This window comes from Streptomyces sp. NBC_00078 (assembly GCF_026343335.1).
Lineage (GTDB): Bacteria > Actinomycetota > Actinomycetes > Streptomycetales > Streptomycetaceae > Streptomyces.
Genome location: NZ_JAPELX010000001.1, coordinates 803544 through 830348, shown reverse-complemented (window position 1 = coordinate 830348; position 26805 = coordinate 803544). Strand labels below are relative to the sequence as shown.

Genomic DNA, 26805 nt, shown 5'->3' with positions numbered 1-26805 from the left:
CTGGTGTTGTCACCGCTGCCCCGTAGTCTGTACGGCACGCATTGACATGTCACAGGGACGGGGCGGCAGGCAGTGTCTTCGGGGGAGACTTCGGCAGGAAAGGGCCAGGGCGACGGGACCGGTCGGCTGCTGGCCGGGCGGTATCGCATCGTGGCCCAGCTCGGGCGCGGCGGCATGGGCATCGTCTGGAGAGCGGTCGACGAGGTCCTCGGACGCGAGGTCGCCGTCAAGGAGCTGCGCACCTACAACGACGTCTACGGGCCCGAACTCGCCGATCTGCGGCTGCGGATGCAGCGCGAGGCCCGCGCGGCGGCCCGGGTGCGCCATCCCGGAGTCGTCGCCGTGCACGACGTCACGGAGGTCGACGGCCGTCCCCTGATCGTGATGGAGCTGGTCGACGGACCGTCCCTGGACGACGTGCTGCGCGAGCGCGGCACCCTCGACGCGCGCGAGGCGGCCGAGATCGGTGCGAAGGTCATGGACGCGCTGGCCGCCGCCCACCGGGCCGGCGTGCTGCATCGCGACGTGAAGCCCGGCAACATCCTGCTGGAGCGTTCGGGCCGCGTCGTCCTCACCGACTTCGGCATCGCCACCATGGAGGACCCGGGCGACGGCTCCGCCACCCACCTCACCCGCAGCGGCGAACTCGTCGGCTCCCTCGACTACCTGGCCCCCGAGCGGGCCCAGGGCGCCGACCCCGGTCCGGCCTCCGACATCTGGGCCCTCGGCGCCACCTTGTACGCGGCGGTGGAGGGCTCCTCGCCCTTCCGGCGTACGTCGACGTACTCGACCCTCGCCGCGATCGTGACCGAACCGCTGGCCGAGCCCCGCCGCGCGGGCGCGCTGGGACCGGTTCTCCGGCAGCTGCTCGACAAGCGGCCCGACACCCGGCCGGAGGCCGAGAGGGCGCGCGGACTGCTGCAGGCGGTCGCGGACATGGCGGGCTCGGACACTCCGACGGCCACGCTGCGCGGCGGCACGGACCCCAGACCCGATACGGAACGCAGTCTTCCGGCGGTGCCGCCGGGATTCGGCCCATGGGAACCCGTGGGGACGGACCCGGCCGGGACGGGCACGGCGCCGCCCGGCGCCGACACACCACCCTCTGGTTCGGCGGAGCAGCCGGGGCCGGACTTCCCGGCCACCGGAGTGCCCGAGCAGACCGGCGGCTGGGCCGGGAGCGCCGCGCACGGCACGAGTGGCGCCGAACCCACCGCCCAGTCATCGCCCGGCTTCGGGCCGTCCGCGTCGATGGGCCCGTACCCCGCGTCGGCGCCCACCAGTGCCGTGTCCACCTCGCCGCCCCGCCGCAGAGGGCGCGCCCTCCTCGCCGCCGCGGCGTTGGTCGCCGTCCTCGCGGCGGCCGGGACCACGGTCGCCCTGGTGAAGGGCTCGGGCGGGACGAAGGACGACGCCAAGCCGGCCGGGTCCGCCACGGGCGCAGGGGCCTCCGGCTCGGTGAGCGGGCGCATCGACGCCGACCGTTCCGGCGCGCCCGAACCCACGAAGCACAAGGGCGACAAGACCCCGGACGGGACCGGGGCGCCCGGCAAAAAGGGCGGGGCCGAGCATGGTGACGGGGCCTCCCCGTCCTCCCCGGCGAAGCCCTCCGGCGGCGGCACGACGGGCGGCGGAACCTCGGGCGGCTCGTCCGCGGGCACGTCGGGCGGCGGCATCAACGGCGGTTCAGGCAACGGCGGTACGACGACGGGCGGAGGCGGTGCGACCACCGAGCCGCCGGCCTGCCAGTCCATCGGCGGCGGCAAGTACAACTGCCAGGTCTGGCGCACCGCCAAGTCCTACACCGCCTCCGGCACCGAGGCCGGCGTCATCAACGCGGGCACCAACTACTTCTTCTGCCAGCAGAACCTCGGCCGCCGCGAGACGTACGGCAAGTGGACCAACGTCTGGTGGGCCAAGACGGACGACGACAGCGGCAACGCGAACGTCTACGTCAGCGCCGTCTACATCAAGGGCGGCGACAACGACGAGCCGGTCCCGGGGCTGCCGGTCTGCTGACGCTCACGCGTCCGTCACGTACCGCTCCAGCCCCGACACCGTCACCAGCTTCTCCTCGGCGAACACCCGGGTGCCCTGCTCGCACAGCCGCGCGTCGGCCCGCGCCCGTGCGCAGAACTCCTCGGGTGTGACACCGAACAGCTCCCTCAACCGGGCCGATCCGACGAGGAGTTCGGTGATCAGCGCCCGCTGGCCGGGGTGCCCACGAGGTGCCCCCGAGCCGTTGTGCAGAACCCCGCGGCGGTTGACGTAGACGTACACCCCGGGCAGTCGCGTACCGTCCTCCAGCTCGATCCGCACGTCCGGAGCCGGCAGCCAGGCGCGCCGGAAGTTGCCGTAGGGCAATGGCACGCCCTCGCTCGCGTCGATCACCCCGAGCTGCTCGGCGTCGAGCCAGGTGAGGAACAGCTCCCGTACGGTGCCGGGTGCGTCGACCGGTGACGCGGAGACGTATCCCAGGCGGCTGACGTGCGCGGAGACACCCACGCCGATGCCGGTGACCCGGGTGCGCACGATCGGGATCGGCGAGGTGATGCCGGACTCGGTCATCTTGTCGCGCAGTTGGCCAGGGCAGGCGTTGGAGCCGACGGCAAGGACGGGGACCCGGTCGTGGTGGACGAGGCGGTCGAGCGGCAGCAGCCGGTCGCCGTCCAGGAGCCCGGACTGCGACGGCCAGGCGCCCGGGTAGAGCAGCGGAAACCTCCGCGGGGCTTCGGCCAGGCCCAGTGCTTCGAGAGTGCGGTCCGCATGGCTGCCCATGACCGCTCAGTCCGTCGGGGGCAGCTCGCCCGAGCCACGGGTGATCAGCCGGGTCGGCAGTTCGATGCGTTCCGGGGTGAGCAGAGTGCCGTCCAGCTGGCGGAAGAGGCGGTCGGCGGCGGTGCGGCCGAGAGCCGCGGCGTCCTGGGCGACGACGGTGACGCCCGGCTGCAGTAGGTCGGCCAGCTCGATGTCGTCGAAGCCGACCAGGGCGACCGGGCGTGCCTGCTCGGCGAGAACGCGGACCGCGGTGACCGTCACCCGGTTGTTGCCGGCGAAGATCGCGGTGACGGGATCGGGTCCTGAGAGCATCTCCTCGGTGGCCCGGCGCACCCGCTGCGGGTCCGTGACGCCCAGGGACATCCACGAGTCCGCGACCGTTGTGCCCGCGTCCTCCATGGCGGCACGGTAACCGCGCAGTCGCTCGGCGGCCGTGTGGATCCGGGGCATGTCGCCGACGAAGCCGATCCGGCGGTGGCCGTGGGCGATGAGATGGGCGACGCCGTCGCGGGCGCCGCCGTAGTTGTCGGACAGGACGACATCGGCGTCGATCTTCCCGGCCGGCCGGTCGACGAAGACCGTGGCGACGCCCGCCTTGATCTCGGGCTCGAGATAGCGGTGGTCGCCACCGGCCGGGATGATCACCAGTCCGTCCACCCGCCGCGCGCACAGCGCCAGGGCCAGTTCCTGCTCACGGTCGGGGTCCTCCGCGCTGGAGCCGTTGATCAGCAGGGCGCCGTGCGCGCGGGCCACCTCCTCGACCGCGCGGCTGAGGGGGCCGTAGAACGGGTCGGCGAGGTCCTCCAGGACGAGGCCGATGCTGGCGGTGCGGCCCTTGCGCAGGACCCGCGCGCTGTCGTTGCGGCGGAAGCCCAGCGCGTCGATGGCTTCCTGGACGCGGCGCTCGGTCTCGGGCGTGACGCCGGGCTCGCCATTGACCACGCGGGAGACGGTCTTGAGGCCCACACCGGCGCGTGCCGCCACATCCTTCATGGTCGGACGGTTGCCGTAACGCGTTCCGGAAAGGGGGGCTGTTCGGCGAGCGGTCTCGGGCACGATGCGCTGTCCTGTCCTGTCTCGTCCACGGGGATGCGTCGACCATGAGTTTGTATGAGGATGTGGCGTCGAGCATAGGGCCTGGACAACGTTGTCATGCGCAAGGGAGACTGTCCACCGCAATCTCCGGCCTCCGCCCCCACCGCGAGACCGGCTCACACTTTCTTTGCGGTCGACGGGGAAATCTCCCTGAACGACCGGAGATTCGATGGTTGACGGGGAGATCCGACACTGATGCACACCGACCTCGTGGGCGCGCTCGACATCGGCGGTACCAAGATCGCCGGGGCGCTGGTGGACGGTCACGGCCGGATCCTGGTGCGTGCGCAGCGCGCGACGCCCGCACAGCAGGACGGCGAGACCGTGATGGGCGCGGTCGAGGAGGTCCTCGGCGAGCTGACGGCCTCGTCTCTGTGGGGACGGGCCACGGCCCTCGGCATCGGCAGTGCCGGTCCGGTGGACGCCTCCGCGGGCACGGTGAGCCCGGTGAACGTGCCGGGCTGGCGCGACTACCCGCTCGTGCGGCGGGTCCAGGAAGCGGCCGACGGTCTGCCCGTCGAGCTGATCGGCGACGGCGTGGCGATCACGGCAGCCGAGCACTGGCAGGGCGCCGCCCGCGGCCATGACAACGCCCTGTGCATGGTGGTCTCCACAGGCGTCGGCGGCGGTCTGGTCCTCAACGGCCAGCTTCACCCAGGTCCCACGGGCAACGCCGGCCACATCGGTCACATCTGCGTCGAACTCGACGGCGACCCGTGCCCCTGCGGCTCGCGCGGCTGTGTGGAGCGCATCGCGAGCGGCCCGAACATCGCCCGCCGGGCCCTCGACAACGGCTGGCGGCCCGGCCCCGACGGCGACATCTCCGCCGCCGCGGTTGCCGCCGCCGCACGTGCCGGTGACCCGGTCGCCGTGGCCTCCTTCGAGCGGGCCGCCCAGGCGCTGGCCGCCGGAATCGCTGCCACCGCCACGCTCGTCGAGATCGACATCGCCGTGATCGGCGGTGGCGTGGGCAAGGCCGGCGATGTCCTGTTCGCACCGCTGCGCAAGGCCCTGGGCGACTACGCGACCCTGTCCTTCGTGCAGCGCCTGGAGATCACGCCGGCCCAGATGGGCACGGACGCCGGACTGGTCGGAGCGGCCGCGGCCGCGCTCGCCAGGCGGGCGGACGCGGCCACGGTCTGACAGGTCCCAGCAGGAACGTTCACCCCTGTTGCCGGGTCCTTGGCGGGCTCAGCAGGTCAACCGGGCGTTCGCCCAGTCCGCGTGGTCCGAGTCGATGCCGTCGCCGCCGTCGGTCACGACCAGGCGGACCACCTGGGCGCCGGTCACGTCAGCGGTCAGCGGCTGGGCCGGCTGCGCGTTGGTGAGAACGCCCGTCGAGGCGACCTTGGTGCCGTCGGCCCAGATCTCGAAGGCGACGGTGCCCTTCGCGCCCTTCTCGTCGTCGACGCCGACATCCGCGGTGACCGTCTCGCACGCCGTCCCGGCGTAGTACTCGACGGCGCTCTCCGCGTGGACGCCGAGCCCCTTGCCGTACACCACACCGCCGACTGTCAGGGGGTGGCCGTCGCCCGCGGCGCTCTCCCCGTTGCTGGTGTTGCGCTCGACGGGCCCGTAGCCGTTGGTGGCCGACAGCCATGGCAGGTCGCCGAGTCCGGAGGTGCCCGAGGGCGGCGGTACGACCACCGAAGCCGTCAGTGGGACCGTGCTTTCGACCCGGTCACCGGCCGGGGAGCGGTAACTCGCCCTGAGCGTCAGGTCGTACGAACCGGTCGGCGTCCCGGCCGGAGGGGTGAGCGACCACGTGGTGCGCAGGGCGTGGCCGGTCGGTACGACGGCGGAGGTGGTCCGAGAAGCCGCCCTGACCGTCCATCCCCCGGGCCCGGTCAGCTCCGCCCCGACGCGCAGGGCGGGGGTACGGCCCAGGTCGGTGACGACGGAGGTCAGCGTGGCCGGCTTGCCCGCCTCGATCAACGGGCTGCCGTCCAGGCCGAGTTCGACGGCGGGCGGCTGCTGGGCCCATCTGTGGTCGGCAAAGACCCGTACGAGAACCGTTCCGTGCGCCGGGACGGTCGCCGAGATGGTGCCGGCGGTGTTGTAGCTCTTGTGCTGCCACAGGTCGCGCAGGGTGTACGCGGCGGCGTGGGGCAGGCCCACGGCCCCGGTGTTCGTGGCGATGTGCTGGGCGGTCCCGGACTCGTTGAAGAGGGCCACCGCGCGGCTGCCGTCCTTCATCTCCTTGGCCACGACCCAGCGCCCGCCCTCGGAGGAGACGACCGTGCCCTGCTTGCCCAGCGGGTCCTGGTCGACGGCGACGACCTCCTTGTTGGCGAGGATGTCGAAGGTCGACCGGGACGCCTTGCGCAGGTCGGATCCGATCAGGAGCGGGGCGGCCATGACCGACCACATCGAGAAGTGGGAGCGGTACTCGGTGTCGGTCATGCCGCCGTTGCCGACCTCCAGCATGTCGGGGTCGTTCCAGTGCCCGGGGCCGGCGTACGGCGCGAGCGGCAGGTTCTGCTTCAGGATGGACAGCATCGAGCCCCAGCTGTCGCTGATGTCACCGGTCGTGCGCCACGAATGGCCCACTTCGGCCGCCCATTCCCAGGGTTTGTTCTGACCCCATTCGCAGATGCTGTACACGATGGGCCGGCCGGTCGCCTTGAGAGCGTCGCGCATGGTGGTGTAGCGCAGCTTGGCGTCCACGCCCTGGTTATTGCAGTTGTCGTACTTGAGATAGTCCACGCCCCAGTCCGCGAACTGCCGGGCGTCGCTGTACTCGTGACCGAGCGCACCCGGGAATCCGGCGCTGTCGCACGTCTTCGTGCCCGCGCTGGTGTAGATGCCGAGCTTGAGCCCCTTGGAGTGCACATAGTCGGCGACCGCCTTGATCCCGTTCGGAAAGCGGACCGGATCCGGTACGAGTCTGCCGTCCGCGTCCCGGTTCGGCAGCGCCCAGCAGTCGTCGAGGTTGACGTACTGGTATCCGGCGTCCTTGAGGCCCTTCTCGACGAAGAGGTCCGCGGTTCCCTTGCCCATGGACTCGTTGAACTCGGGACGGCAGTGCGTGGAGTTCCAGTTGTTGAAGCCCATCGGCGGGGTGAGGGCGAGGCTGTCGGCCAGAGTGGGCGCGGTGGGCTCACCGGCGGGTGCCGCCAGGGCCGGCGCGGCCAGGCCCGCCGCGCACAGGAGTCCTGCGGTGAGCGCTCCGACCACTCTTCGGCGGGTTGTGCGGGTGTGAAGGTGACGCATCGTTACGTTCCTCCGAACACGCGAAAGGTGGGATGACGTCATGTATATGTCACAACTGCGCGCTTACGGTAGGTCGTAGCCGGCGGCACGGGCCGGGCGGACCGCGGTCAACCGTTCGCGACCCTCCGCGCCAGGTCACCAAGGTGCGCCGCGACCCGGCGGCACCGGTCCCGGGGAAGGGGAAGGGCCGCCGCGGGCGAGCCGCCGAGGCGGTCGATCCGGTCCGCGAGGCGCAGCTGCTCCCGTGCGGAGTCTTGCCGGCACGGCAGGCTCGTGACGCTCTCCGGGCGCCTGGAGGTCATCGCGTACGGCACCCGCGGTCCGCAGCCCGAGGTGACGGCGCCCGGCGGGTCGCCGAAGAGGGCGAACGTGGCGGGCCGGCAGGCCGCGGACGGCGGGATCGTCGAGCATCATCCCGGGGTCGACATGGATGTGGCCGTCGGTCCCGCCGGTCCGTCCTCCTCAAGCCGGCTCCTGTCGAGCACGCCCGGAATGCGTGACCCCTGGCCGTGCCCGACAGTTGATCCGGTCATGAAGAAGCGCAGCATGCTCGCCATCGCCTCCCTCGCCACCGGTTTCGTCGTCGCGGCCGTATCGCCGTCCCACGCCCTCGGGAACGACCCCGCCCCCACGCCGTCGTCCGCCCCCACGGACGACACGGCCCCCACGCCGTCCCATTCCCTCGGGCGCCCGGCCGTGCTCGGATCCGAAGTCGAGGGTGCCCTCGGCGCCCTCGACCCGACCATCGCCAAGGAGTACCGCCTGGCCATGGCCAACGCCCCCCACGGGAAGAACGGCCACGTCGGCTGACGAGCCGGGCCCTTTGGGCACGACGCCGGTGTCCCCACTGACGGGGCCACCGGCGTCTGCACTTTCGGCGCCCTCAACGGGGGCTGGTTTTGGTGGCAGGGTGGAGCGGGCAAGCCTCAGGGGGCCAACAGAAGAGGGGGACCTGTGACCGTCGTCTGGATCAACGGCGCGTTCGGTGCGGGGAAGACCACCACCGCACGGGAACTGATCGAGCTGATCCCGAACAGCACGCTCTTCGACCCCGAGGTCATCGGCGGAGCGCTGACGCACCTGCTGCCGCCCAAGCACCTCGCCGAGGTCGGTGACTTCCAGGACCTGCCGGTCTGGCGACGGCTCGTGATCGACACGGCGGCCGCCCTGCTCGCCGAGCTCGGCGGGACCCTCGTGGTCCCCATGACCCTGCTGCGCCAGGAGTACCGCGACGAGATCTTCGGCGGCCTCGCGGCCCGCCGGATCGCGGTCCGGCATGTCCTCCTCGCTCCGGCGGAAACGATCCTGCGGGAGCGAACAGCCCGCCGGGAGGTGCCGCCGGACCTGCCGGACGGCGAGATACGGATACGGCAGTGGTCGTACGACCACATCGAGTCGTACCGTGCCGCCCTCGCCTCCTGGCTCACCGCCGACGCCCATCTCGTCGACACCGGTGCGCTGACCGCCTACCAGGCGGCGGTCCGCATCGCGGAGGCGGTCGGCGCAGGCGACGTCGCGGTGTGTGACATCGTGCAGACGCCCGAGCCCACCTCCGAGACCCTCGCGGCCGGCGTCCTCCTCTTCGACGAACAGGACCGGTTCCTTCTCGTCGACCCCACCTACAAGGCCGGCTGGGAGTTCCCCGGGGGCGTCGTCGAGCCCGGCGAGGCCCCCGCCCGCGCCGGTATGCGCGAGGTCGCCGAGGAGACCGGCATCCGTCTCGACGACGTCCCCCGCCTCCTGGTCGTCGACTGGGAGGCACCCGCGCCTCCCGGCTACGGCGGCCTGCGCCTCCTCTTCGACGGCGGCCGCCTCGACTCCACGGAGGCGGCACAACTCCTGCTGCCCGGACCCGAGCTGCGCGCCTGGCGGTTCGCCACCGAGGAGGAGGCCGCGGACCTGCTGCCGCCGGTGCGCTACGAACGGCTGCGGTGGGCGTTGCGGGCGCGCGAACGCGGGGCGGCGCTGTACCTGGAGGCGGGCGTTCCGGTCGGCTGACCTGTGCCGCATCCCCGCGAGGTACCGGGCTGGGGACCGCCCGCGCCGAGACCAGCGCCGCCCTCGGCTTCATCACGCGCCGGGGCGGTGGGAACCCGGTCGTCTGCCGCTACGCGGAGAGCGCGGAGCTGTTGTAGGCGAGGCGCAGTTCCTCGTACGGGTAGGGGGTGCGGCTGCCGTCCTTCCGCAGCCGGTCGAAGAAGCCGTTGAGGACGGCGGTGAGGGGCGCGTCACGGGCGATGATCGCGGCGGCGGTTCGGGGGATGCCCTCCGTGCGCGCCCCGATCGCGCAGGCCCGCACGAAGGCCTCCCGCTCCTGCCGGTCGTAGCCGTACAGAGCGGTCACGAGCCAGTTCACCAGGTGGGCCCGGGAATAGACGAGGTCGTAGTCGCGGTGCCGGTCGAAGAAGGCGCGCTCCTGCCGGGTGAGCCGGAACCGGGAGCTGAGTGCGAGGCCGTGGTCGGTGAGGCAGAAGTCCTCGCCGTCGGTCAGGATGTTCTGGAAGTGGGCGTCGAAATGGGCCAGTTCGTGATCGTGGAGGAACGAGCTCAGGGCCCCCAGCCACTCGTCCACCCGCGTGCAGACCCGGTCGGCTTCGGCGGTGCGCACCTGGGTGTCGAGCCAGTCGTGGAGGGTGTGCGGAAAGTACTCCAGGAACAGGGTGAGGCTCGCGGACGCCTTCCGCAGCGCCTCAAGACGTTCACGCACCTGACGGGAACCGCTCCAGTAGCCCACCACTCCCTCCACGTCGGCCAGTTCCGCGGGAGGTGGCTGTGGGGAATCCGGCAGAACACGCCAGTGATGCATCAACGGGAAGCCCGGGAAACGGTCGGCCAGCACCCAGTTCGTCGTCATCGTGTACACGGCCAGCTCGCGCCAGGCACCGATGCCCGGGCTGCGCCCGGTGCCGTAGTGGCAGGCCGGCGGCAGCCCGAAGAGGTTCCCCGTGGACTGCGCGTTCTCGGCTGCCAGCTCGATATCCGTGAGCGGCACCCGCTTCACGAACACGCGGTGCCCCTCCACGTCGACCAACGCCGAACGCCCACCGATCCCGGAACCGAGGGGCGCCGCCGACTCCACCAGGTCCGCCAGCTCACGGTCGCTCAAGAGGGCCAGGGAGGTGGCGAGGTCGGCGTGGGTGGTGCGGCGCGTGGCGGAGGACATGACGTCCATGGTCAGGCTGTGAGCGGGTGTGTGTCTGCCGATCGGCCAAGTGCCGTCGCGGCGTGCCCGATCACCGGACCGCCGCGCAGCGGTGACGCCGCGGGCGCCGAGCCTCCCGGAACCGCTTCGGTCAGCGTCACCTCGTCGCCGTCCCGCCCGAGACGGGCCTGGCCGACGGGGAAGCGGAGGCGCTGGAGGAGATGGAGGAGGGGAGGAGGAGGCTCGATGATGTTCATCAGGCGACCGTGGAAAGGCCCCCGCCCGAAGACGAGGGCCCTCTGCTGGAAGCAGACCGGTTGCAGACCGGAAGCAGGTGGGAAGTGGAGTGGTCAGCTCGCCGCGTAGTTGCGCAGGAACAGTGCCTCGGCCACCGACAGGCGCTCCAGCTCCTCGGGCGAGACGCTCTCGTTCACCGCGTGGATCTGGGCCTCCGGCTCGCTCAGGCCGATCAGGAGGATCTCCGCCTGCGGGTAGAGGGAGGCGAGGGTGTTGCACAGCGGGATGGAGCCGCCCTGTCCCGCGTACTGCATCTCCTGGCCGGGGTAGGCGACCTCCATCGCCTCGGCCATGGCCGCGTACGCCGGGCTGGTGGTGTCGGCGCTGAACGCCTGGCCCTGCCCTGTCTGCTCGACGCTCACCCGGGCGCCCCACGGCGTGCGGGCCTCCAGGTGGGCCTGCAGCAGCTTGGTCGCCTCGGCCGCGTCCACGCCCGGCGGCACCCGCAGGCTGACCAGCGCGCGTGCGCCCGCCTGCACGGAAGGGGTGGCGCCCACGACGGGCGGGCAGTCGATGCCGAGGACGGTGACGGCCGGGCGCGCCCAGATCCGGTCGGCGACGGTGCCCGAGCCGATCAGCTGTACGCCGTCCAGCACCTTGGCGTCCCGGCGGAACTGCTCCTCGTCGTACTGCAGGCCCTCCCACCGGCTTTCGGGGGTGAGTCCGTCGACCGTCGTCGAGCCGTCCTCGGCGCGCAGCGAGTCGAGGACCCGGATCAGCGCGGCCAGCGCGTCGGGGGCGGCGCCGCCGAACTGGCCGGAGTGCAGGTTGCCTTCGAGGGTGTCGATCCGCACACGGACAAGGGCCATGCCGCGCAGGGTGGAGGTGACCGTGGGCAGTCCGACGCGGAAGTTGCCCGCGTCGCCGATGACGATCGTGTCGGCCGTCAGGAGACCGGGGTGCTCCTCGGCGTACCGCTCCAGGCCGCCCGTGCCCATCTCCTCCGAGCCCTCGGCGATGACCTTGATGTGCACGGGCACGCCGCCGTTGGCCTTGAGGGCGCGCAGCGCGAGCAGGTGCATGATCACGCCGCCCTTGCAGTCGGCGGCACCGCGCCCGTACCAGCGGCCGTCGCGCTCGGTCAGCTCGAACGGCGGGCTGGTCCACGCGGCCTCGTCCAGCGGCGGCTGCACGTCGTAGTGGGCGTAGAGCAGGACGGTCCTGGCGCCGTCGGGGCCGGGCAGGTAGCCGTAGACGGACTGCGTGCCGTCGGGGGTGTCGAGGAGGGCCACGTCCTGGAAGCCCTCGGTGCGCAGGGCGTCGGCGACCCAGTTCGCGGCGCCCTCGCTCTCGCTCTTCGGGAACTGGTCGAAGTCCGCCACCGACTTGAACGCCACCAGTTCGGCGAGCTCCGCCTTCGCCCTCGGTATCAGCGAGGCGACGGTCTCGGCGACCGGATTCGACGACATGGGCACGCTCCTTGTGGGTGCGACGTTGAACATGTGGATATCGGGATCCTCCCACAGCGGCCTGCGGTGATGTCCGCCGTAGGATGCGGGGGACAGGTGTGGCAGGCAGCTTGATCGGAGCAGCGGACCATCGTGAGCGGCGAGAACTCTTCGGCGGACGACGTACAGCGAGTGTGGGACGTCGTCGTGGTGGGCGCGGGACCCGCGGGCGCCTCGGCGGCCTACGCGGCTGCGGTCGCGGGGCGCAGCGTGCTGCTGCTGGAGAAAGCGGAGCTGCCGCGTTACAAGACGTGCGGCGGCGGGATCATCGGCCCCTCGCGCGACTCCCTGCCGCCCGGCTTCGAGCTGCCGCTGCGGGACCGGGTGCACGCGGTGACGTTCTCGAACAACGGCCGCTTCACCCGGACCCGGCGCTCCAGGCAGATGCTGTTCGGGCTGATCAACCGGCCCGAGTTCGACCAGCAGCTCGTCGAGCACGCGCAGAAGGCGGGCGCCGAGCTGCGGACGGGCGTCACCGTGACGCGCGTCGAGCAGCACGGGCCGGCGGTACCGGACCGGCGTACCGTCGCCCTGTTCCTGCAGGGCGGCGAGACGCTGCTCGCGCGGGCCGTGGTGGGCGCCGACGGCAGCGCCGGCCGCATAGGAGCGCACGTCGGGGTGAAGCTCGACCAGGTGGATCTCGGCCTGGAGGCGGAGATTCCGGTGCCGGAGACCGTCGCCGAGGACTGGCGGGGGCGGGTGCTCATCGACTGGGGGCCGATGCCCGGCAGTTACGGCTGGGTGTTCCCCAAGGGCGACACGCTCACGGTCGGCGTGATCTCGGCGCGCGGTGAAGGCGCCGCGACGAAGCGGTACTTGGAGGAGTTCATCGGGCGGCTCGGCCTCGCCGGCTTCGAACCGAGCATCTCCTCCGGCCACTTGACCCGGTGCAGGGCCGACGACTCGCCCCTGTCGCGCGGGCGGGTGCTGGTGTGCGGGGACGCGGCGGGCCTGCTGGAGCCGTGGACCCGTGAGGGCATCTCTTTCGCGCTGCGCTCGGGGCGGCTCGCGGGGGAGTGGGCGGTGCGGATCGCCGAGGCGCACGACGCGGTGGACACCCGGCGCCAGGCACTGAACTACGCGTTCGCGATCAAGGCGGGGCTCGGCGTCGAGATGAGCGTCGGCAAGGCACTGCTCACGGCGTTCGAGCGCCGTCCCGGCCTGTTCCACGCGGCGCTCACCGGGTTCCGGCCCGCTTGGAACGCGTTCAGGGACATCACACGGGGGGCGACGTCCCTCGCCGAGCTCGTGCGCACCCACCCCATGGCCCAGCGCGCTCTGACAGCGCTCGACCGGCGTCGGCCGGTGGGTGGCGACTCCCCGTCGGGTGGGGAGTCCCCGGTGTCCGGGGAGTCTCCCTCGGGTGGCGAGCCTTCGGCGGGCGGCGAGGTCAGCTCGTGACCGTGACGCGGAAGACGGGGTGGTCGGGTGCGATGCGCCGCAGCTCGGTGTCCGGGGAGTCGGGGCCGACCCCGTTGAAGAAGACGCCGACCTCGGTCTTCCAGCGCTTGAGGTAGGCCCGCAGCAGCGGGACCTTGTCGTCGTCGCCGACCTCGGTCGCGGTGAACACGTCCACGTTCTTGCCGAGCCGCAGCTCACCGCCGCCCGCCGCGCGCATGTTGTGCGTCCACTGGACGTGGCCGCGCGGCGCGACCAGGTACTGCTGGCCGTCCACGGTCAGCAGGTTCACGGGGGTGGTCCGCCACTCGCCGCTCTTGCGGCCGCGGACCGCCAGAACCCTGGAGCCCCAGACACTGAGGCCGCGGCGGGTCATCCATGCCACGGCGCGGTTGAACACGTTGACGGTGAGCCAGCCGGGCTTCTGGACGTGCGTGGACATGAGGACCCCCATCGGTCACGTGAAGAGCGACGCTCTCTTTTGTGAGCACTGCTCTCGCTTGAGGAAGAGTCTGCACCGGATCGGTGATCCATGGCAAGAGCGGCGCTCTCTTTTTTGTTCGCCGCTCTCCATTGTGTGCACTGCTCTCGTTTCGTGGGAGACTGCTCCTATGAGCACCGCACACAGCGCACGCGCCCGAGCCAGGGTCGAGGTCACCGCCGCCATCAAGGAAGAGGCACGCAGACAGCTCGCCGCCGAGGGTGCCTCCAAACTCTCGCTGCGCGCCGTCGCCCGGGAGCTCGGCATGGTCTCCTCCGCGCTCTACCGCTACTTCCCGAGCCGCGACGACCTGCTGACGGCACTCATCATCGACGCGTACGACTCCCTCGGCGAGGCCGCGGAGACGGCGCGCGACGATGCTTCCGACGCCGCCCCCGCTCCACGCTGGATCGCCGTCTGCGAAGCCGTACGCGCCTGGGCCCTCGCGCACCCCCACGAATACGCCCTGATCTACGGCTCTCCGGTCCCCGGCTACGTCGCCCCCGACACCACCGTCCCGGCCGCGTCCCGTGTCGGCCTCGTGATGATCGGCATCCTGCGGGACGCCGTCAGGGGCCCGGGCGTGACCTTCCCGCCGCTCCCCGCCGAACTGCGCCCCGAGGCCGAGCGCCTCAGCGCCGACATCGCCCCCGACCTCCCGCCGGAGATCTCGGCGGCCCTGGTCGCGGCCTGGGCCCAGTTGTTCGGGCTGGTCGGCTTCGAGCTGTTCGGACAGTTCAACCGCCTGGTCGAGGACCGGGAAAGGTTCTTCCGGCATGCGGTGGGACAGCTCGCCCGGGGAGTGGGGCTGAGGTGAGCGCCGAGTGGAGCTGAGGTGAGCGCGGGCGCCCCGCGTACTTCCCGGGGAGTACTCCTGATCACCACGCCCGGCTGACGCCCACCAGGCCCGATGACGTCTAGCGTGGCGGGCATGGACGAGCAGCGAGCACGCGGGGCCGGACCGCCTCAGTGGTGGCGGCACGGGCCGCCGGGGCTGCACCGCTGGGTCGACGAACAGCAGTCGACCCGGTGGCCGTGGCGTTCCACCGCGCTGCTCACCTTCTTCGTGCTCGCCGGCTCCAACTACGCGGCACACCAGCAGACGGGGGAGCGGGCCCCCCTGGACCCCTTCGCGCGCGCACTGCTGCTGGTGGGCTCGGTGCTGCTGCTGTGGCGACTGCGGCATCCGGTGGCCGTCGTGTTCGGTACGGCGGCGGCCGCGATGATCTACCTGGGTGCGGGTTACCCGTACGGGCCGGTCTTCCTCACCGTGGCACTGGCCTGCTTCAGTGCCGTGGTCGCTGGACATCGGCGGGCGGCCTGGGCCGCGGTGGGGATGCTCTGGGCCGGGCATGTGCTGGTGGGCCACTGGCTGTACCGCTGGCTGCCGCCGTCCGGGGACTCGGCGGCCTCCTGGGCGCCGGAAGGCGTGATCGCCACCTGGGTGGTGGCGATCGTGGCGCTGTCGGAACTGGCCCGCGCCCGGCGCGAGCAGTGGGGCCGGGAACGGGCGGAGCGGGCGCAGGCCGCGCGCCGGCGGGCCGACGAGGAGCGGCTGCGGATCGCCCGCGAACTGCACGACGTCCTCGCGCACAGCATCTCGGTGATCAACGTCCAGGCGGGCGTCGGTCTCGCTCTCCTCGACACCGACCCCGAGCAGGCACGCACCGCGCTCACCACCATCAAGGCCGCCAGCAAGGAGGCGCTGGGGGAGGTCCGCCAGGTCCTCGACACGCTCCGCACACCCGGAGAGGCGCCGCGTGCTCCGGCTCCCGGCCTCGACCGGCTGTCCGAACTGGTGGAGCAGGCGGCGAGCGCGGGGCTGACGGTGGACGTCGAGGGCGAGCCGCCCCGGCTCGCGCCCGGCACCGACCTCGCCGCCTTCCGCATCGTCCAGGAGGCCCTCACCAACGTCGTACGGCACTCGGTCTCGCGCCACGCGCGCGTGCACGTCGACCACGACCGGCGGACGCTACGGCTGCGCGTCGACGACGACGGGCCCGCGACCGGCGCCGACGCGGGCGGCAGCGGCAACGGTCTGGCCGGAATGCGGGAACGGGCCGCCGCGCTGGGTGGCACGATCGAGGCGGGCCCGCGCACGGACGGCGGCTTCCGGGTGCTCGCCGTACTGCCGTTGAAGGCGAAGGCCGAGGAGGACGACCGGTGATCCGTGTACTGCTCGCCGACGACCAGTCACTGGTGCGGGCCGGCTTCAAGGCGCTGCTCGACGCACAGCCCGACATCGAGGTGGCCGGGGAGGCCTCCGACGGTGAGGATGCGCTGGGCAAGGTGCGTGAACTGTGCCCCGACATCGTCCTGATGGACATCCGCATGCCGGTGCTGGACGGGCTGGCGGCGACCCGCCGGATCACCGACGACGAGGCGCTGCGAGGCGTCAAGGTGGTCATGCTCACCACCTTCGAGCTCGACGAGTACGTCTTCGAGGCGATCCGTTCCGGTGCCTCCGGCTTCCTGGTCAAGGACACCGAACCGGACGAACTCCTTCGCGCCGTAAGGGCGGTGGTGGACGGCGACGCGCTGCTGTCGCCCGGTGTGACCCGACGCCTGATCGCGGAGTTCGCCGCCCGCTCCAAGGAGCCGGCGGCAAAAGGCGCTCTCGGTCAACTCACCGAACGGGAACGGGAGGTGATGGCTCTGGTCGGCATCGGTCTGTCCAACGACGAGATCGCCCGCCGTCTGGTCGTCAGCCCTCTCACCGCGAAGACCCACGTCAGCCGCACGATGGTCAAGCTCGGCGCCCGGGACAGGGCCCAACTGGTCGTGCTCGCCTACGAGTCGGGGCTGGTGCGGCCGGGCTGGCTGAGCTGAGCCGGCCGCCCGACACGGACCAGCACACTGACCACCCGGGCGAGGAACAGCACCGGGGCGAGCGCGAGGCCGGTGAACAGCAGCACCGTCTCGACGCCGTGCGGCAGGTCGAAGAGCAGCGCCGGACCGGCGACCGCCCCGAAGACGACCGCCGCCGCGAACGCCGCGCTGCACAGCGCGTATCCGATCTCGACGGTGATCGCGTCCCGCTCGGCCTGACTGCGCCGTCCCCCGTATTCGGTCATACACGGAGTTTCACAGCCGTGCGCCCGGCGGGGCAAGGGGGCTCCGCCGGGCGCACGACGCTGAGGCGTCCCCCTAGTCGCGTACGGGTACGCGCTCCGCCTCCACCGCGGTGGACTTGGCGACCATGACGGACTGCTGAGGACGACGGGTACGCACGCCCGTCAGAGTGATCAGCAACCCGGCGACGGCGATGCCCGTGACCACCACCAGACCGGGCCGGTAGGCGTCCAATACGGCCTGCGGGGTGGCGTGTTCGGGGGCTCCCGCGGTCACCACGGCCGTCACGACGGCCAGGAAGATCGCGCCGCCCACCTGCACCGACGTGTTGAGAAGACCGGACACCATGCCCTGCTCGTGGTCCTCGACCCCGTTCGTGGCCTGGATGTTGAGCGAGGGGAAGACCAGTGCGCAGGCCGCGCCGATCAGCAGCATCGACGGCAGGATGACGGCGGCGTAGACCGGGTCGAGGTTCACGCGCAGGAACAGCGCGTACCCGACGACCATCAGCGCGAACCCGGCCGCGATCAGCCGCTGGGTGCCGAACCGGTCGACGATCGAGCCGACCTTCGTGGAGGACACCGCCACCAGCGCGCCCGCAGGCAGGAAGGCCAGTGCCGTGTGCAGCGCCGACCAGCCCAGCAGCGACTGCATGTACAGGGTGACCAGGAACTGGAAGCCGACGTAGGACCCGAAGAAGGCCATCGCGCCGAGCTGGGCGCGGATCTGGCTGCCGGAGCGCAGCACGCCCAGCCGGATCAGCGGACCGGGCGAGCGCCGCTCGACCAGGACGAACACGGTGAGCAGGACGGCGACGGCCAGGAAGGACAACAGTGTGCGGGCCGACGCCCAGCCGGCCTGGGGCGCCTGTACGACGGTGAAGACGAGCAGCAGCATCGACGCGGTGCCGAGGACGGCGCCGGGGATGTCGTAGCCGTTGTGGTCCTTCTCGCGCTCGCTGCGCGGGAGCAGCTTCAGGCCCGCCACCAGGGCGATCAGGGCGATGGGCGCGGGCAGCAGCATGGTGAGGCGCCAACTGGCCTCGGTGAGCAGGCCGGAGAGCACCAGGCCCATCGAGAAGCCGGTGGCCGCGCAAGTGGTGTAGATGGACAGGGCGCGGTTGCGCAGCGGGCCCTCGGCGAAGGTCGTGGTGATGATGGACAGGCCGGCGGGCGCGGTGAAGGCCGCGCTCAGGCCCTTGATGAAGCGGCTGGCGATCAGCAGCGGTCCCGAGTCGACGAGCCCGCCGAGCAGTGAGGCGAGCGCGAACACGCCCAGGGCGATCAGGAAGACCTGGCGCCTGCCGAGCAGGTCGGCGGTGCGTCCGCCGAGCAGGAGCAGGCCGCCGTATCCCAGGATGTAGCCGCTGACGATCCACTGCAGGGTCGAGGTGGACAGGTCGAGGTCGGTGCCGATGGACGGCAGCGCGACGCCGACCATCGACACGTCGAGCGCGTCCAGGAACATCGCGGCGCAGAGCACCAGCAGGGTGCCCCACAGCCGGGGGGTCCAGCGTCCCTCGGTCGTGGGAGTGGTGAGCGGAGAGGTCATGCCCGAGACACTACATGTGCATGCATTGAATGCAAAGGCATTTAATTCTGATGCAATGAATTCGCTTCTCTGCTACGGTGCGGCCCATGGCGGCGAAGAAGGCCGAGCACGAGCTCGTGGACCAGTGGCGGGACATCCTGGCGCTGCATGCGCGCACCCAGTGCGAACTGGACCGTGAACTGCATCAACACGGCCTGTGCGCCAGCGACTTCGAGGTGCTGGACGTCCTGGCCGGGGAAGCCTGCGGCTATCGCGTGCAGGAGATCTCCGAGCGGGTCCATCTGAGCCAGAGCGCGCTGTCGCGGCTGATCGCCCGGCTGGAGAAGGACGAACTCGTCGAGCGCGCCATGTGCCCGGAGGACCGGCGGGGCGTCCGCGTGGCCCTCACCGCGAGGGGTCGCACGCTGCACCGCGAGGTGCTGCCGGTACAGCGCGGGGTGCTGACGAAAATGCTGGCGGGCGACCCCAGCTCCACGTGAGGGCCGTTCTCAGCTCCAGGTGACGGCCGACCTCTCGCGCCACAGCGCGGCGACGGCGGCGTCCCCGGTGACCTTCGGGAACGGCAGCCGGTTCCACAGCGCCAGATACAACTGCCCGGCGGGCCCCGTCACTTCGCAGTCGGCGTCCCCCGCCGCGTCCCGCGTGGCCACCGGCGGCTTTTGAGACAGTCGTACGGTCCACACCGCGTCGTCCGCATCCGTCGCCCGCACCCGCAGCACGCGGGGCTCGTCGCTGCGGACCTTGCTCCTGCTGCGGGCGTGGAAGCCGCGCAACAGCTCGTCCACGCCGTCCGCCGCGAAGGCCGGGGCGATCTCGGCCGGGGTGCCGCCCCTCGCCCCCTCCGCGTCGATCCGGTGCACCGTGGTCTCGTGCGCCTGCCGGCGTGCCCAGAACGCGAGCGGGGAGGGCGCGGGCAGGAAGTGCCAGCACCGGACGTCGGGCGGGGCGCTGGAGAGGGTGCCGACGAGGTGTCGGTGACCTTCGCGGAACCAGGCGAGCAGCTCGTCGCCGTCCAGGTCGGGCAGCCCGCCGTCGGGGTGGTACGAGATGTGTCCCTCGGCCACGAACGCGGCCGCCCAGCGGTGCACCATCCCGGTGTGCCGCACCAGATCACGCACCTGCCACTGAGGGCAGGTCGGCACCTTGGCGTCGGTCCCCGCCGCCTCGGCGGCCAGGAAGAGGAGCCGGCCCTCCCCGTCCAGGATCTCCACGAACTCGGCGGTCTCCATGGGGTAAGTGTGCAGGATGGAGCGCGGTTCAAGGGAAGAGCGCGCGGTCTGGGTCCGCCAGATGCAGCGGCGTTCCGGCCGGCCGGCCGTGCCGTAGCGCGGACTGACGGAGGCGTTGGTGCGGAAGCGCTCAGGGCAGCGACGGGCTCGGCGCGCTGCCCTGCTTTCAGCCGGGTCGGTGACCGATCAGGCTCCGGGACGCTGGTACGGCTGCTGCGGCTGCCCGTACGACTGGCCGCCGGGAACGCCCGCGGCCTGCGTCTGCAACTGCTCGGCCTGTTCCCGCGTGACCTTCTGCTCCGCGCCGCAGAAGGTGCACTGCGTCGCGTACTTCGTGGAGATGGGGAACAGCGGCACGAAGAACAGGGTGAACTTCGTGACGCGCTTCCTGAGCGTGTGAGCTGCTGGTGTGCTGCAACTGCCGCACACCAGCGTCAGTATCGCGAGCTGGTACAGATATCCCTTGGTGCCAAAGACGATCACGAGGTCGGCCCTTTCCTGGGTCGGTGCCCGGCGCCGGATGGAGGACGCCACCGCAATCCTCTCCCGAAAGCGGCACGGACCGCCGGGAGGAGTCAGCGTTCTGCCGCACGTCGGGTGACGAGTCCGATGGCAGCTGCCGTGGCGGCAAGTGCCGCAACGCTGGTGAGGGCGGCGGGGAGGGAGAACCAGTCCGCCATGAAGCCGATGGCGGGTGGCCCCAGGAGCATGCCGCCGTAGCCGAGGGTGGACGCGATCGCGACACCGTCGGGCCCGGCCAGCGTCCCGGCGCGTTCGACGGCGACGGGGAAGAGGTTGGCGAGCCCGAGCCCGGTGACGACGAAGCCGAGGAGCGCAGCCCACAGGGAGGGAGCCAGCGCGCCGAGCAGCATGCCGACCGCGGCCGTGGTGCCGCCGGAGACCAGGGTGCGGGTCCGGCCCAGACGTTCGAGCAGCCGTGTGCCGGTGAGCCGGCCGATGGTCATGGCGAGCGCGAAGCTGGCGTAGCCGACCGCCGCCGCGCCCGGTGTGGCGTGGAGGTCCTGTTCCAGGTGCAGGGCGCTCCAGTCGGCCAGGGCTCCCTCGCCGTAGGCCGTGCAGAGGGCGATCAGACCGAAGGTGACGACGAGACCCCGGGTGCGGGCGTCCAGGCGGCGTGGGGCGGGTTGGTCCGTCGGCGAGGTCTCGGGTGGACCCGGGGGCTGGACGCGCAGCAGGACCCGGCCCGTCAGGGCCGTGACGAGCAGCCCGATCACGGTGAGGCCGAGCAGGTGCCGCGTGGGGGACAGGGACCCGGCGATCAGGCCGCCGAGTCCGGCGCCGATCATGCCGCCCAGGCTGAAGGCGGCGTGGAAACTCGGCATGATGGGCCGTTGCAGGGCTCTGACCAGGTCGACCGCCGCGCTGTTGAACGCGACGTTTATCCCTCCGTAGGCGGCGCCGAAGACCAGCAGGGCGGCGCCGAGGGTCAGTGCCGAGTGGGTGAGCGGCGGCAGGGCGACGCTGAGGGAGAGCAGGACGCCGCAGATCACGGTGACGGGGTGGCTGCCGTAGCGGCGGCACAGACGGCCGGTGAGCATCATCGTGACGACGGCACCGGCGGAGACGCAGAGCAGGGCGAGACCGAGGGTGCCGGCAGAGGCCCCGGTCTGCTCCTTGATGGCGGGGATCCGGACGACCCAGCCGGCGAAGATGAAGCCGTCGAGGGCGAAGAACACGGTCAGGGCTGTGCGGAGCCGGGTGAGGCCGGTGGTGTGGTTGCCCGGCACGACATTGTGCGTTCGGGATTTGTTTATTTGCGGCACAAACTCAGGCTAAGAGTCGGATGCAGCCGGGGCAAGGGGCGCTGCCACCGAGACCCCCGGACCGCTTACCCCGTACAGCACCGTGCCCACCAGCGGCGGCGGCTCCGAGTTCGCAGTCGGCTCCTCGAAGGAGCGGGCCCACGGCGCCGAAGGCCGGGGTGGTGCGGCCGGCCTCCCTGCCCGTGCGCGGGTCGAGAGCGAGGATGCTGGTGTCCGGCAGGTTGACGTACAACCGGCTGTCGTGGAGGGCGGGTTCGCTGAAGACGCGCAGCTCGCGCGAACCGGTCCACAGCGGTTTGCCGCGTTTGAGATCAAGGGCGAGCAGGGTCTCGTTGCCTTCCGGCATGAGCCGTTCACTCCAGCGGCGGCCCGGGTCCACACCCAGGTGAAGCGGCGTGCTGGACCGCTGGTTGTCAGGTGCCCGCCGAGCGACGCCCCAGGACGGGCTCGGCCAGCATTCTCGCCGTCCGGCAGAGGGTCTGGCCGTGCTGCGCGAAGAGTTCGTCACGTGAGTCGAAGTGACCCAGGTCCGCCAGGACATGGGCCGAGAGGTCGCATGCGGGGCCGGTGGCCGGGCAGAGCGTCGCACCGTCCCAGTCGATCGCCGTCCGGGACAACGCGTCGAAGAGCGTCTCCGCGCCGGCATTGGTGAAGCCACCTCCCTGACGTTCGCTCAACTCGTCGAGGCTGCCGAAGAGTTCCGAGACCGGCAGCCAGGGGGCGGTGGGGTGCACGCCGGGCGACAGTCCGGCCAGGCGGAATTCCGGCCAGGCCAACAGCACCTGGTCCGGGACGATCCGGTGCAGCCGGGGAAAGCGCGGATACCAGAACGCCCCGTCCACCAGCAGGCCGCGCACCCGCGTGGCCACCCCGGACGCCCGCGCCACGGACTCCAGTACGGCCAGCCGCTGGCTGCACGAGCCGCGGCCGTGGCGAAGCACGGTGGAGACGGGGCGCTCGTCCTGCACCGAGTACACCGGCCGGACGGTCGAGGCGATCCGTCGGTGGGCCCGGCGCAGGGCCGCCATCCTGTGGAAGGGCCCCGCGGCGGCCCCCGGGCCGGCCGCCGAGTCGGCGGCCATGCCGGTCTGCCGGAGCAGCGAGGTGACCAGCGGATGCTGCCAGTCGAGGATCCGCGTCGGTGCCGTGCTCCCCACCGTGCTCCCCACCGGTCCCGCCACCGGTCCCGCACCTGGTCCCGCGCCGGTCGTGCCGATGTGGCGACGGCCTCGTGGCGTGAGCAGTGAACTCGTCATGACCGTGGTCCTCTCGTCCCGCGCTCCGCGATGGACCGCACGAGGCATCTTGACGGAAAAACTGAACGCGTTCAACTCTGCTGGGTGGTGCGAGGACGGTTCGCCGCCACCGGTCGGTGCGTGGGCAGTGCGTGGGCAGCGGTGCCGGTTCCGTCTCCTCGTGGAAGCCGATGCCGCGGCGAGTGCGGTGAGCCGAAGGAGCGGGCCGGGTGCCGAACATCCGGTGAACCTGCACACCGTTCACGGGCAGGTCGCAGGGAACCTGAAAAGCCGTCACGACTTTGCCGGCGGCGGGCGAATTTGCCGGAAAAGCGTGCGCCCGGAAATGGGTGGCAATGGTTGCGCGTGCAGCGGGGCGGCAGGCCGTGTGAAGGTGTCGGTGTATTCGGGCACCGCGCTCACACGCAGGTGAAGGGCCCTTTCGCCATGTGTACCGGCCAAGCCGCGGGCGGTTGGCCGTCCGATTGCGGGCGTGCTTTGATCCTGCTTGGTGCAGGTCGCGGGAGAGGTTCTCCTTTTCGAGGATCGGGCGAACTCTGCCATTCCCAAGTGGTTACTCGAAAGGAATCGCGCGTGATGAACCTTGCCTCCCAGGTCGAGACGACCGAGATGTCCGACGCCGAGATGGAGAACGTCTCCGGCGGCCTCGGGCTCGGCGACCTCCCGGTCGGCGGCCTCGCGGTCGGCGGCTCCGGCGGTCTCTCCCTCCAGACGCCGCTCGGTGACATCGCCGGAGGCCTCGTGGCCGGCGGGTCGCTGCAGGGCCTGACCGCGGGTGCGAGCCTGCAGACGCCCCTGTCGGCCTGACGACATCTGCTCGTCCGTGGGCCCCGGATCGACCGATCCGGGGCCCACGGACGTTTCGCGTCACGCCCGGCCGTGTGTCTCCTGCGAGCGTCGTGCCAGCGCGTCGATCACCACGGCGGCGAAGAGCACCCCGCCCGTGATGACGAACTGGATGGCCGTGGGGGTGTCCGTGATCGACATGCCGGAGGAAATCGACTGGATGACCAGCATGCCGAGCACCGCGGACCAGGTCGTGCCCCGTCCTCCGAAGAGGCTGGTGCCACCGATGACGGCCGCCGCGATGGCGTTGAGCAGCAGGACACCCGATCCCGAACTCTGGCTCACCGATGTGATGCGCGAGGCCAGGAACAGGCCGCCGATCGCGGCCATCGTCCCCGACACCGCGAGCACCGCGGTCTGGATGGCCGTCACGTTGAGGCTGGCGCGGCGTGCCGCTTCGACGCCGCCGCCGAGTGCGTAGACCTGTCGGCCGTAGCGCGTGTGGCGCAGGACGATGTCGAGGCTCGCCACCACCACGAGGAAGATCAGCAGGGCGAGCGGCAGACCCTGGAAGCGGTTGAGCAGATAGGCCGAGGCGAACGCGATCACCGCGAGTCCGCCCGTGCGCACCCCGATGTCCCGCAGCGAGCGGTGCGGCATGCCGACGGCCAGACGGCGCCGCCTGTTCTGGTACATGATCAGGAAGACGATGCTCGCGCAGACCGCCGCCAGGCCGTAGGCGACGCCGTCGTTGGTGAAGTAGTAGCTGGTCAGCTTGGCGACCAGCCCGTCCTCGTCCAGGTTGATGGTGCCGCTGGTGCCGAGGACGTAGAGCATGAGGCCGTTCCAGGTGAGCAGCCCGGCGAGGGTGACGACGAACACCGGCACCCGGGTCTTGGCGCACGAGAAGCCCTGGACGGCTCCCGTCACGGTGCCCACGAGCACCGCGACGATGAGAGCCAGCCATTCGGGCACACCGTGGTTCACGTTCAGAACGGCGAAGACGGCCGCGGCGAAGCCGCTGATCGAGCCGACCGACAGGTCGAGGTCACCGAGCAGCAGCACGAAGACGATGCCGACCGCGATCAATCCCGTGCCCACGATGTCCACGCTCAGATTGGACAGGTTCCGCGGCGAGAGAAAGTTCGAGTTGAGGGACTGGAAGATGATCCAGACCGTGGCGAGCACGAGGACGACGGGGAACGAGCCCAGCTCACCGGCGCGGAACCTGCGCCGGAGGGAGACACCCCAGCTCCTCAGGACGAGGGCGGCGGCCTGCCCACGACTCGGACGGGCCCCGTCGGCCGGTGCGGCGCCGTCCGCCCGCGTGTTGTCCGCCGTGCGGCGCATCCCTGTCACCATCCCGCCTCCTGGGATGCCGGCCGGCGCGGCACGTTCTCCGTGGCGCCGGTGATGGAGGAGATGATCTGTTCCTGGGACGCGGTGTTCACGTTGAAGAAGCCGTTGTTGCGACCGAGCCGGAGCACGACGGCCCGGTCCGCGAGCGCCTTGACGTCCCCCATGTTGTGGCTGATCAGCAGTACTCCCATACCGCGGTCACGCAGCGTGTCGACGAGATCCAGGACCTCGGTCGTCTGCTCGAAGCCCAGCGCCGCGGTCGGTTCGTCCAGGAGGAGGACCCGGGGGTCGCCGAGGAGCGAACGTGCGATGGCCACCGTCTGCCGCTGGCCGCTGGACAGGGTGACCAGGGGGGCCCGCAGGTCCGGGATGCTCTTGGTCAGCCGTTTCAGCAGAACCATGGTGCGGCTCTCCATCTCCATCTCGTCCAGGAACCCGAACCTGCGGATCTCCCGGCCGAGGAAGAGATTGCCGACGACGTCGAGGTTCCCGCACAGCGCGAGATCCTGGTGGACGGTGGCGATGCCGAGGTCCCGTGCGTCGTGCGGGCGCCTGATGTGCACCGACCGGCCCTCCCACTCGATGACGCCCCGGTCCGCGGGGGCGACGCCGGAGATCACCTTGACGAGGGTGGACTTGCCGGCTCCGTTGTCGCCGAGCAGCGCGACGACCTGACCGGCGTGGATTTCCAGCTCGACGTCCTTGAGGACCTCGACGGCGCCGAAGCGTCTGCACACGCCGCGCAGCGCCAGCAAGGGGGGAGCCGGCACGGAAACCATCTCCTTCCCAGGCCGGGACTCGGGCGGAACGGGACCTTCAGGTCAGACCGGCCTTGCTGCAGGCCGCCTTGAGCGGGGGGACGCAGATCTGCTCGACGGTGTAGAAGCCGTCCTTGACCAAGGTGTCCTTGATGTTGGCGGCGGTCACGGACACGGGGGTGAGCAGGACCGCCGGCACCGGCTTCCCGCCACTGGTCCTCACCTTGTCCTTGCCGACCTCGTCGAGACGCGTGCGGCGGGCCGCGGCCACGGCCATGGCGCCGCCCGAAGAGGCCTCGGGGCCGAAGGGCTTGTAGACGGTCATGTACTGGTCGCCGGCGACGATGCGCCGCACGGCTCCGAGCTCGGCGTCCTGCCCGGTGACCGGGGGCAGCGGGTCGACCTTGTTCGACTTGAGGGCGGAGATACTGCCCGCGGCGAGGCCGTCGTTGGCGGCGTAGACCCCCTGGATACCCTCGGCGCCGAGGGCGGCGACGGCCCCGGACATGTTCGCGTTCGCGTTCTCCGGCCTCCACTGAAGCGTGTCGTACGCCTTGCCGATCCTCACCCGCCCCGACAGTACGGACAGCGCGCCCCTCTTGAACGACACCGCGTTGGGATCGCTGGGATCCCCGTTCATCATGACGATCTGTGAACTCGGCCCGCCGCCGTCCATGGCCTTCAGCAGCGCCCTGCCCTGCAGCCGGCCGACCTCCTCGCCGTCGAAGGAGACGTAACCCGAGATCGGGCCCTGGGAGAGCCGGTCGTAGGCAATCACCGGGATACCCGCCTCGGCCGCCTTGGTGACCGACGGGCCGAGGGATCTGGCGTCCACCGCCACGAGCACGATGGCGTCGACACCCTGGGTGATCATCGAGTCCACCTGTTCCTTCTGGATCGCCACGTCGCCCTTCGCGTTGGCGTTCTCGATCGTGCAGTCGGCACACAGCTGCATGATCCTCTTCTCCAGCCGGGGCCTGTCCTCCGACTCCCACCGGGCCGTGGTGGCGTCCGGGAGCAGCAGGGCGATCTTCGGTGTGCCCGCCCCGGCGGGGTCGTTCCCGGGGCTCGACCCGCAGGCCGACAGAGCAACGGCCGTCGAGACCGCGGTCATGGCGACGGCCGCGCCCCGTACGTAGGCCTTCATGTCGGAGACCT

General features: G+C 71.3%; 26 protein-coding genes and 1 pseudogene. 10 read left to right on the top strand and 17 right to left on the bottom strand.

Annotated elements, in window-relative coordinates; translation table 11 throughout:
* Positions 1-72: 72 nt before the first annotated feature.
* On the top strand, positions 73-2019 hold the full coding sequence (locus OOK07_RS03845) for a serine/threonine-protein kinase (RefSeq protein ID WP_266794982.1): 1947 nt from the start codon (positions 73-75) through the stop codon (positions 2017-2019).
* Here the strand turns inward: OOK07_RS03845 and OOK07_RS03840 are convergent.
* Positions 1965-2778: pseudogene (locus OOK07_RS03840) on the bottom strand (hypothetical protein). The gene OOK07_RS03845 and the pseudogene OOK07_RS03840 overlap by 55 nt on opposite strands.
* A gap of 6 nt (positions 2779-2784) precedes the next feature.
* Entirely contained in the window at positions 2785-3834 is a 1050-nt protein-coding gene (locus OOK07_RS03835; RefSeq protein ID WP_405673068.1) for a LacI family DNA-binding transcriptional regulator, read from the bottom strand.
* A gap of 234 nt (positions 3835-4068) precedes the next feature.
* Here OOK07_RS03835 and OOK07_RS03830 point away from each other — a divergent pair, with 234 nt between their 5' ends.
* Positions 4069-5016, top strand: a complete 948-nt coding sequence (locus OOK07_RS03830) for an ROK family protein (protein WP_266794979.1) — start codon at positions 4069-4071, stop codon at positions 5014-5016.
* Positions 5017-5064: 48 nt separating this feature from the next.
* On the opposite strand, the gene OOK07_RS03825 is transcribed toward OOK07_RS03830, so the two are convergent.
* Entirely contained in the window at positions 5065-7086 is a 2022-nt protein-coding gene (locus OOK07_RS03825) for an NPCBM/NEW2 domain-containing protein (protein ID WP_266794977.1), read from the bottom strand.
* Between the two features lie 531 nt (positions 7087-7617).
* On the opposite strand from OOK07_RS03825, the gene OOK07_RS03820 reads away from it, so the two are divergent.
* Both OOK07_RS03820 and OOK07_RS03815 read left to right on the top strand, forming a co-directional pair.
* Complete coding sequence (locus tag OOK07_RS03820; protein ID WP_266683311.1) at positions 7618-7896, top strand: hypothetical protein; 279 nt, start codon at positions 7618-7620, stop codon at positions 7894-7896.
* A gap of 144 nt (positions 7897-8040) precedes the next feature.
* Positions 8041-9084 (top strand): NUDIX hydrolase, encoded by a 1044-nt coding sequence (locus OOK07_RS03815; protein ID WP_266676921.1) that lies wholly within the window; start codon positions 8041-8043, stop codon positions 9082-9084.
* A 109-nt stretch (positions 9085-9193) separates the two neighbouring features.
* Here OOK07_RS03815 and OOK07_RS03810 read toward each other — a convergent pair whose 3' ends face one another.
* From OOK07_RS03810 to OOK07_RS03800, 3 genes are all read right to left on the bottom strand, one after another.
* Positions 9194-10249, bottom strand: a complete 1056-nt coding sequence (locus OOK07_RS03810) for a BUD32 family EKC/KEOPS complex subunit (RefSeq protein ID WP_266794975.1) — start codon at positions 10247-10249, stop codon at positions 9194-9196.
* A gap of 11 nt (positions 10250-10260) precedes the next feature.
* A complete protein-coding gene (locus OOK07_RS03805; RefSeq protein ID WP_266794973.1) occupies positions 10261-10485 on the bottom strand; it encodes a hypothetical protein in 225 nt (74 codons plus the stop codon).
* Positions 10486-10578: 93 nt separating this feature from the next.
* The gene (locus OOK07_RS03800; protein WP_266676919.1) at positions 10579-11934 is read right to left on the bottom strand and encodes a dipeptidase; all 1356 of its coding nucleotides are present in this window, start codon (positions 11932-11934) and stop codon (positions 10579-10581) included.
* Positions 11935-12066: 132 nt separating this feature from the next.
* Here OOK07_RS03800 and OOK07_RS03795 point away from each other — a divergent pair, with 132 nt between their 5' ends.
* Positions 12067-13374, top strand: coding sequence for a geranylgeranyl reductase family protein (locus OOK07_RS03795; protein WP_266794971.1), 1308 nt, complete (start codon positions 12067-12069; stop codon positions 13372-13374).
* On the opposite strand, the gene OOK07_RS03790 is transcribed toward OOK07_RS03795, so the two are convergent.
* A complete protein-coding gene (locus OOK07_RS03790) occupies positions 13364-13813 on the bottom strand; it encodes a nitroreductase family deazaflavin-dependent oxidoreductase (RefSeq protein ID WP_266676917.1) in 450 nt (149 codons plus the stop codon). The two genes, OOK07_RS03795 and OOK07_RS03790, sit on opposite strands and share 11 nt — an antisense overlap.
* A 169-nt stretch (positions 13814-13982) precedes the next feature.
* Between OOK07_RS03790 and OOK07_RS03785 the strand changes: the two genes are divergently transcribed.
* The 3 genes from OOK07_RS03785 (at position 13983) to OOK07_RS03775 (ending at position 16681) form a co-directional block, all read left to right on the top strand.
* On the top strand, positions 13983-14669 hold the full coding sequence (locus OOK07_RS03785) for a TetR/AcrR family transcriptional regulator (RefSeq protein ID WP_266794969.1): 687 nt from the start codon (positions 13983-13985) through the stop codon (positions 14667-14669).
* A gap of 114 nt (positions 14670-14783) precedes the next feature.
* A complete protein-coding gene (locus OOK07_RS03780; RefSeq protein ID WP_266794968.1) occupies positions 14784-16019 on the top strand; it encodes a sensor histidine kinase in 1236 nt (411 codons plus the stop codon).
* Positions 16016-16681, top strand: coding sequence for a response regulator (locus OOK07_RS03775; protein WP_266794966.1), 666 nt, complete (start codon positions 16016-16018; stop codon positions 16679-16681). The genes OOK07_RS03780 and OOK07_RS03775 overlap by 4 nt, the downstream gene beginning before the upstream one ends.
* Here OOK07_RS03775 and OOK07_RS03770 read toward each other — a convergent pair.
* On the bottom strand, positions 16642-16926 hold the full coding sequence (locus tag OOK07_RS03770) for a DUF6332 family protein (RefSeq protein WP_266676913.1): 285 nt from the start codon (positions 16924-16926) through the stop codon (positions 16642-16644). The two genes, OOK07_RS03775 and OOK07_RS03770, sit on opposite strands and share 40 nt — an antisense overlap.
* Positions 16927-16999: 73 nt before the next feature.
* Positions 17000-18475 (bottom strand): MFS transporter, encoded by a 1476-nt coding sequence (locus OOK07_RS03765; protein WP_266676912.1) that lies wholly within the window; start codon positions 18473-18475, stop codon positions 17000-17002.
* An 86-nt stretch (positions 18476-18561) separates the two neighbouring features.
* Between OOK07_RS03765 and OOK07_RS03760 the strand changes: the two genes are divergently transcribed.
* Positions 18562-18954 carry a MarR family winged helix-turn-helix transcriptional regulator gene (locus OOK07_RS03760; protein ID WP_266676911.1) on the top strand — a complete coding sequence of 131 codons (393 nt, stop codon included), beginning with the start codon at positions 18562-18564 and terminating at the stop codon, positions 18952-18954.
* A 9-nt stretch (positions 18955-18963) separates the two neighbouring features.
* Here the strand turns inward: OOK07_RS03760 and OOK07_RS03755 are convergent, their stop codons facing one another.
* From OOK07_RS03755 to OOK07_RS03735, 5 genes are all read right to left on the bottom strand, one after another.
* Positions 18964-19704 (bottom strand): maleylpyruvate isomerase family mycothiol-dependent enzyme, encoded by a 741-nt coding sequence (locus tag OOK07_RS03755; RefSeq protein ID WP_266676910.1) that lies wholly within the window; start codon positions 19702-19704, stop codon positions 18964-18966.
* Between the two features lie 186 nt (positions 19705-19890).
* Positions 19891-20187, bottom strand: coding sequence for a zinc-ribbon domain-containing protein (locus OOK07_RS03750; RefSeq protein ID WP_266683309.1), 297 nt, complete (start codon positions 20185-20187; stop codon positions 19891-19893).
* A 92-nt stretch (positions 20188-20279) separates the two neighbouring features.
* Positions 20280-21488 carry an MFS transporter gene (locus tag OOK07_RS03745; RefSeq protein WP_406311230.1) on the bottom strand — a complete coding sequence of 403 codons (1209 nt, stop codon included), beginning with the start codon at positions 21486-21488 and terminating at the stop codon, positions 20280-20282.
* A 4-nt stretch (positions 21489-21492) separates the two neighbouring features.
* Entirely contained in the window at positions 21493-21834 is a 342-nt protein-coding gene (locus OOK07_RS03740) for a PQQ-binding-like beta-propeller repeat protein (RefSeq protein WP_266794964.1), read from the bottom strand.
* A 67-nt stretch (positions 21835-21901) separates the two neighbouring features.
* Positions 21902-22744 (bottom strand): transglutaminase domain-containing protein, encoded by an 843-nt coding sequence (locus OOK07_RS03735; protein WP_266794962.1) that lies wholly within the window; start codon positions 22742-22744, stop codon positions 21902-21904.
* A gap of 576 nt (positions 22745-23320) precedes the next feature.
* Between OOK07_RS03735 and OOK07_RS03730 the strand changes: the two genes are divergently transcribed.
* A complete protein-coding gene (locus OOK07_RS03730) occupies positions 23321-23551 on the top strand; it encodes a type A2 lantipeptide (RefSeq protein WP_266794961.1) in 231 nt (76 codons plus the stop codon).
* 60 nt (positions 23552-23611) lie between these two features.
* On the opposite strand, the gene OOK07_RS03725 is transcribed toward OOK07_RS03730, so the two are convergent.
* Genes OOK07_RS03725 through OOK07_RS03715 form a run of 3 tightly spaced genes read right to left on the bottom strand, consistent with a single transcriptional unit; the run spans position 23612 to position 26794 of the window.
* Positions 23612-24892, bottom strand: coding sequence for a sugar ABC transporter permease (locus OOK07_RS03725; protein ID WP_266794960.1), 1281 nt, complete (start codon positions 24890-24892; stop codon positions 23612-23614).
* A complete protein-coding gene (locus tag OOK07_RS03720) occupies positions 24886-25668 on the bottom strand; it encodes an ATP-binding cassette domain-containing protein (RefSeq protein ID WP_266676904.1) in 783 nt (260 codons plus the stop codon). Before OOK07_RS03720 ends, OOK07_RS03725 begins: the two co-directional genes overlap by 7 nt.
* 37 nt (positions 25669-25705) lie before the next feature.
* Entirely contained in the window at positions 25706-26794 is a 1089-nt protein-coding gene (locus OOK07_RS03715) for a sugar ABC transporter substrate-binding protein (protein WP_266676903.1), read from the bottom strand.
* Positions 26795-26805 lie beyond the last annotated feature (11 nt).

Coding starts and splice junctions, on each gene's coding strand:
- OOK07_RS03830 (WP_266794979.1), top strand. CDS start 4,069: ATGCACACCGACCTCGTGGGCGCGCTCGACATCGGCGGTACCAAGATC.
- OOK07_RS03825 (WP_266794977.1), bottom strand. CDS start 7,086: ATGCGTCACCTTCACACCCGCACAACCCGCCGAAGAGTGGTCGGAGCG.
- OOK07_RS03820 (WP_266683311.1), top strand. CDS start 7,618: ATGAAGAAGCGCAGCATGCTCGCCATCGCCTCCCTCGCCACCGGTTTC.
- OOK07_RS03810 (WP_266794975.1), bottom strand. CDS start 10,249: ATGTCCTCCGCCACGCGCCGCACCACCCACGCCGACCTCGCCACCTCC.
- OOK07_RS03805 (WP_266794973.1), bottom strand. CDS start 10,485: ATGAACATCATCGAGCCTCCTCCTCCCCTCCTCCATCTCCTCCAGCGC.
- OOK07_RS03800 (WP_266676919.1), bottom strand. CDS start 11,934: ATGTCGTCGAATCCGGTCGCCGAGACCGTCGCCTCGCTGATACCGAGG.
- OOK07_RS03790 (WP_266676917.1), bottom strand. CDS start 13,813: ATGTCCACGCACGTCCAGAAGCCCGGCTGGCTCACCGTCAACGTGTTC.
- OOK07_RS03785 (WP_266794969.1), top strand. CDS start 13,983: ATGAGCACCGCACACAGCGCACGCGCCCGAGCCAGGGTCGAGGTCACC.
- OOK07_RS03780 (WP_266794968.1), top strand. CDS start 14,784: ATGGACGAGCAGCGAGCACGCGGGGCCGGACCGCCTCAGTGGTGGCGG.
- OOK07_RS03770 (WP_266676913.1), bottom strand. CDS start 16,926: ATGACCGAATACGGGGGACGGCGCAGTCAGGCCGAGCGGGACGCGATC.
- OOK07_RS03765 (WP_266676912.1), bottom strand. CDS start 18,475: ATGACCTCTCCGCTCACCACTCCCACGACCGAGGGACGCTGGACCCCC.
- OOK07_RS03760 (WP_266676911.1), top strand. CDS start 18,562: ATGGCGGCGAAGAAGGCCGAGCACGAGCTCGTGGACCAGTGGCGGGAC.
- OOK07_RS03755 (WP_266676910.1), bottom strand. CDS start 19,704: ATGGAGACCGCCGAGTTCGTGGAGATCCTGGACGGGGAGGGCCGGCTC.
- OOK07_RS03740 (WP_266794964.1), bottom strand. CDS start 21,834: ATGCCGGAAGGCAACGAGACCCTGCTCGCCCTTGATCTCAAACGCGGC.
- OOK07_RS03735 (WP_266794962.1), bottom strand. CDS start 22,744: ATGACGAGTTCACTGCTCACGCCACGAGGCCGTCGCCACATCGGCACG.
- OOK07_RS03730 (WP_266794961.1), top strand. CDS start 23,321: ATGAACCTTGCCTCCCAGGTCGAGACGACCGAGATGTCCGACGCCGAG.
- OOK07_RS03725 (WP_266794960.1), bottom strand. CDS start 24,892: ATGGTGACAGGGATGCGCCGCACGGCGGACAACACGCGGGCGGACGGC.
- OOK07_RS03720 (WP_266676904.1), bottom strand. CDS start 25,668: ATGGTTTCCGTGCCGGCTCCCCCCTTGCTGGCGCTGCGCGGCGTGTGC.
- OOK07_RS03715 (WP_266676903.1), bottom strand. CDS start 26,794: ATGAAGGCCTACGTACGGGGCGCGGCCGTCGCCATGACCGCGGTCTCG.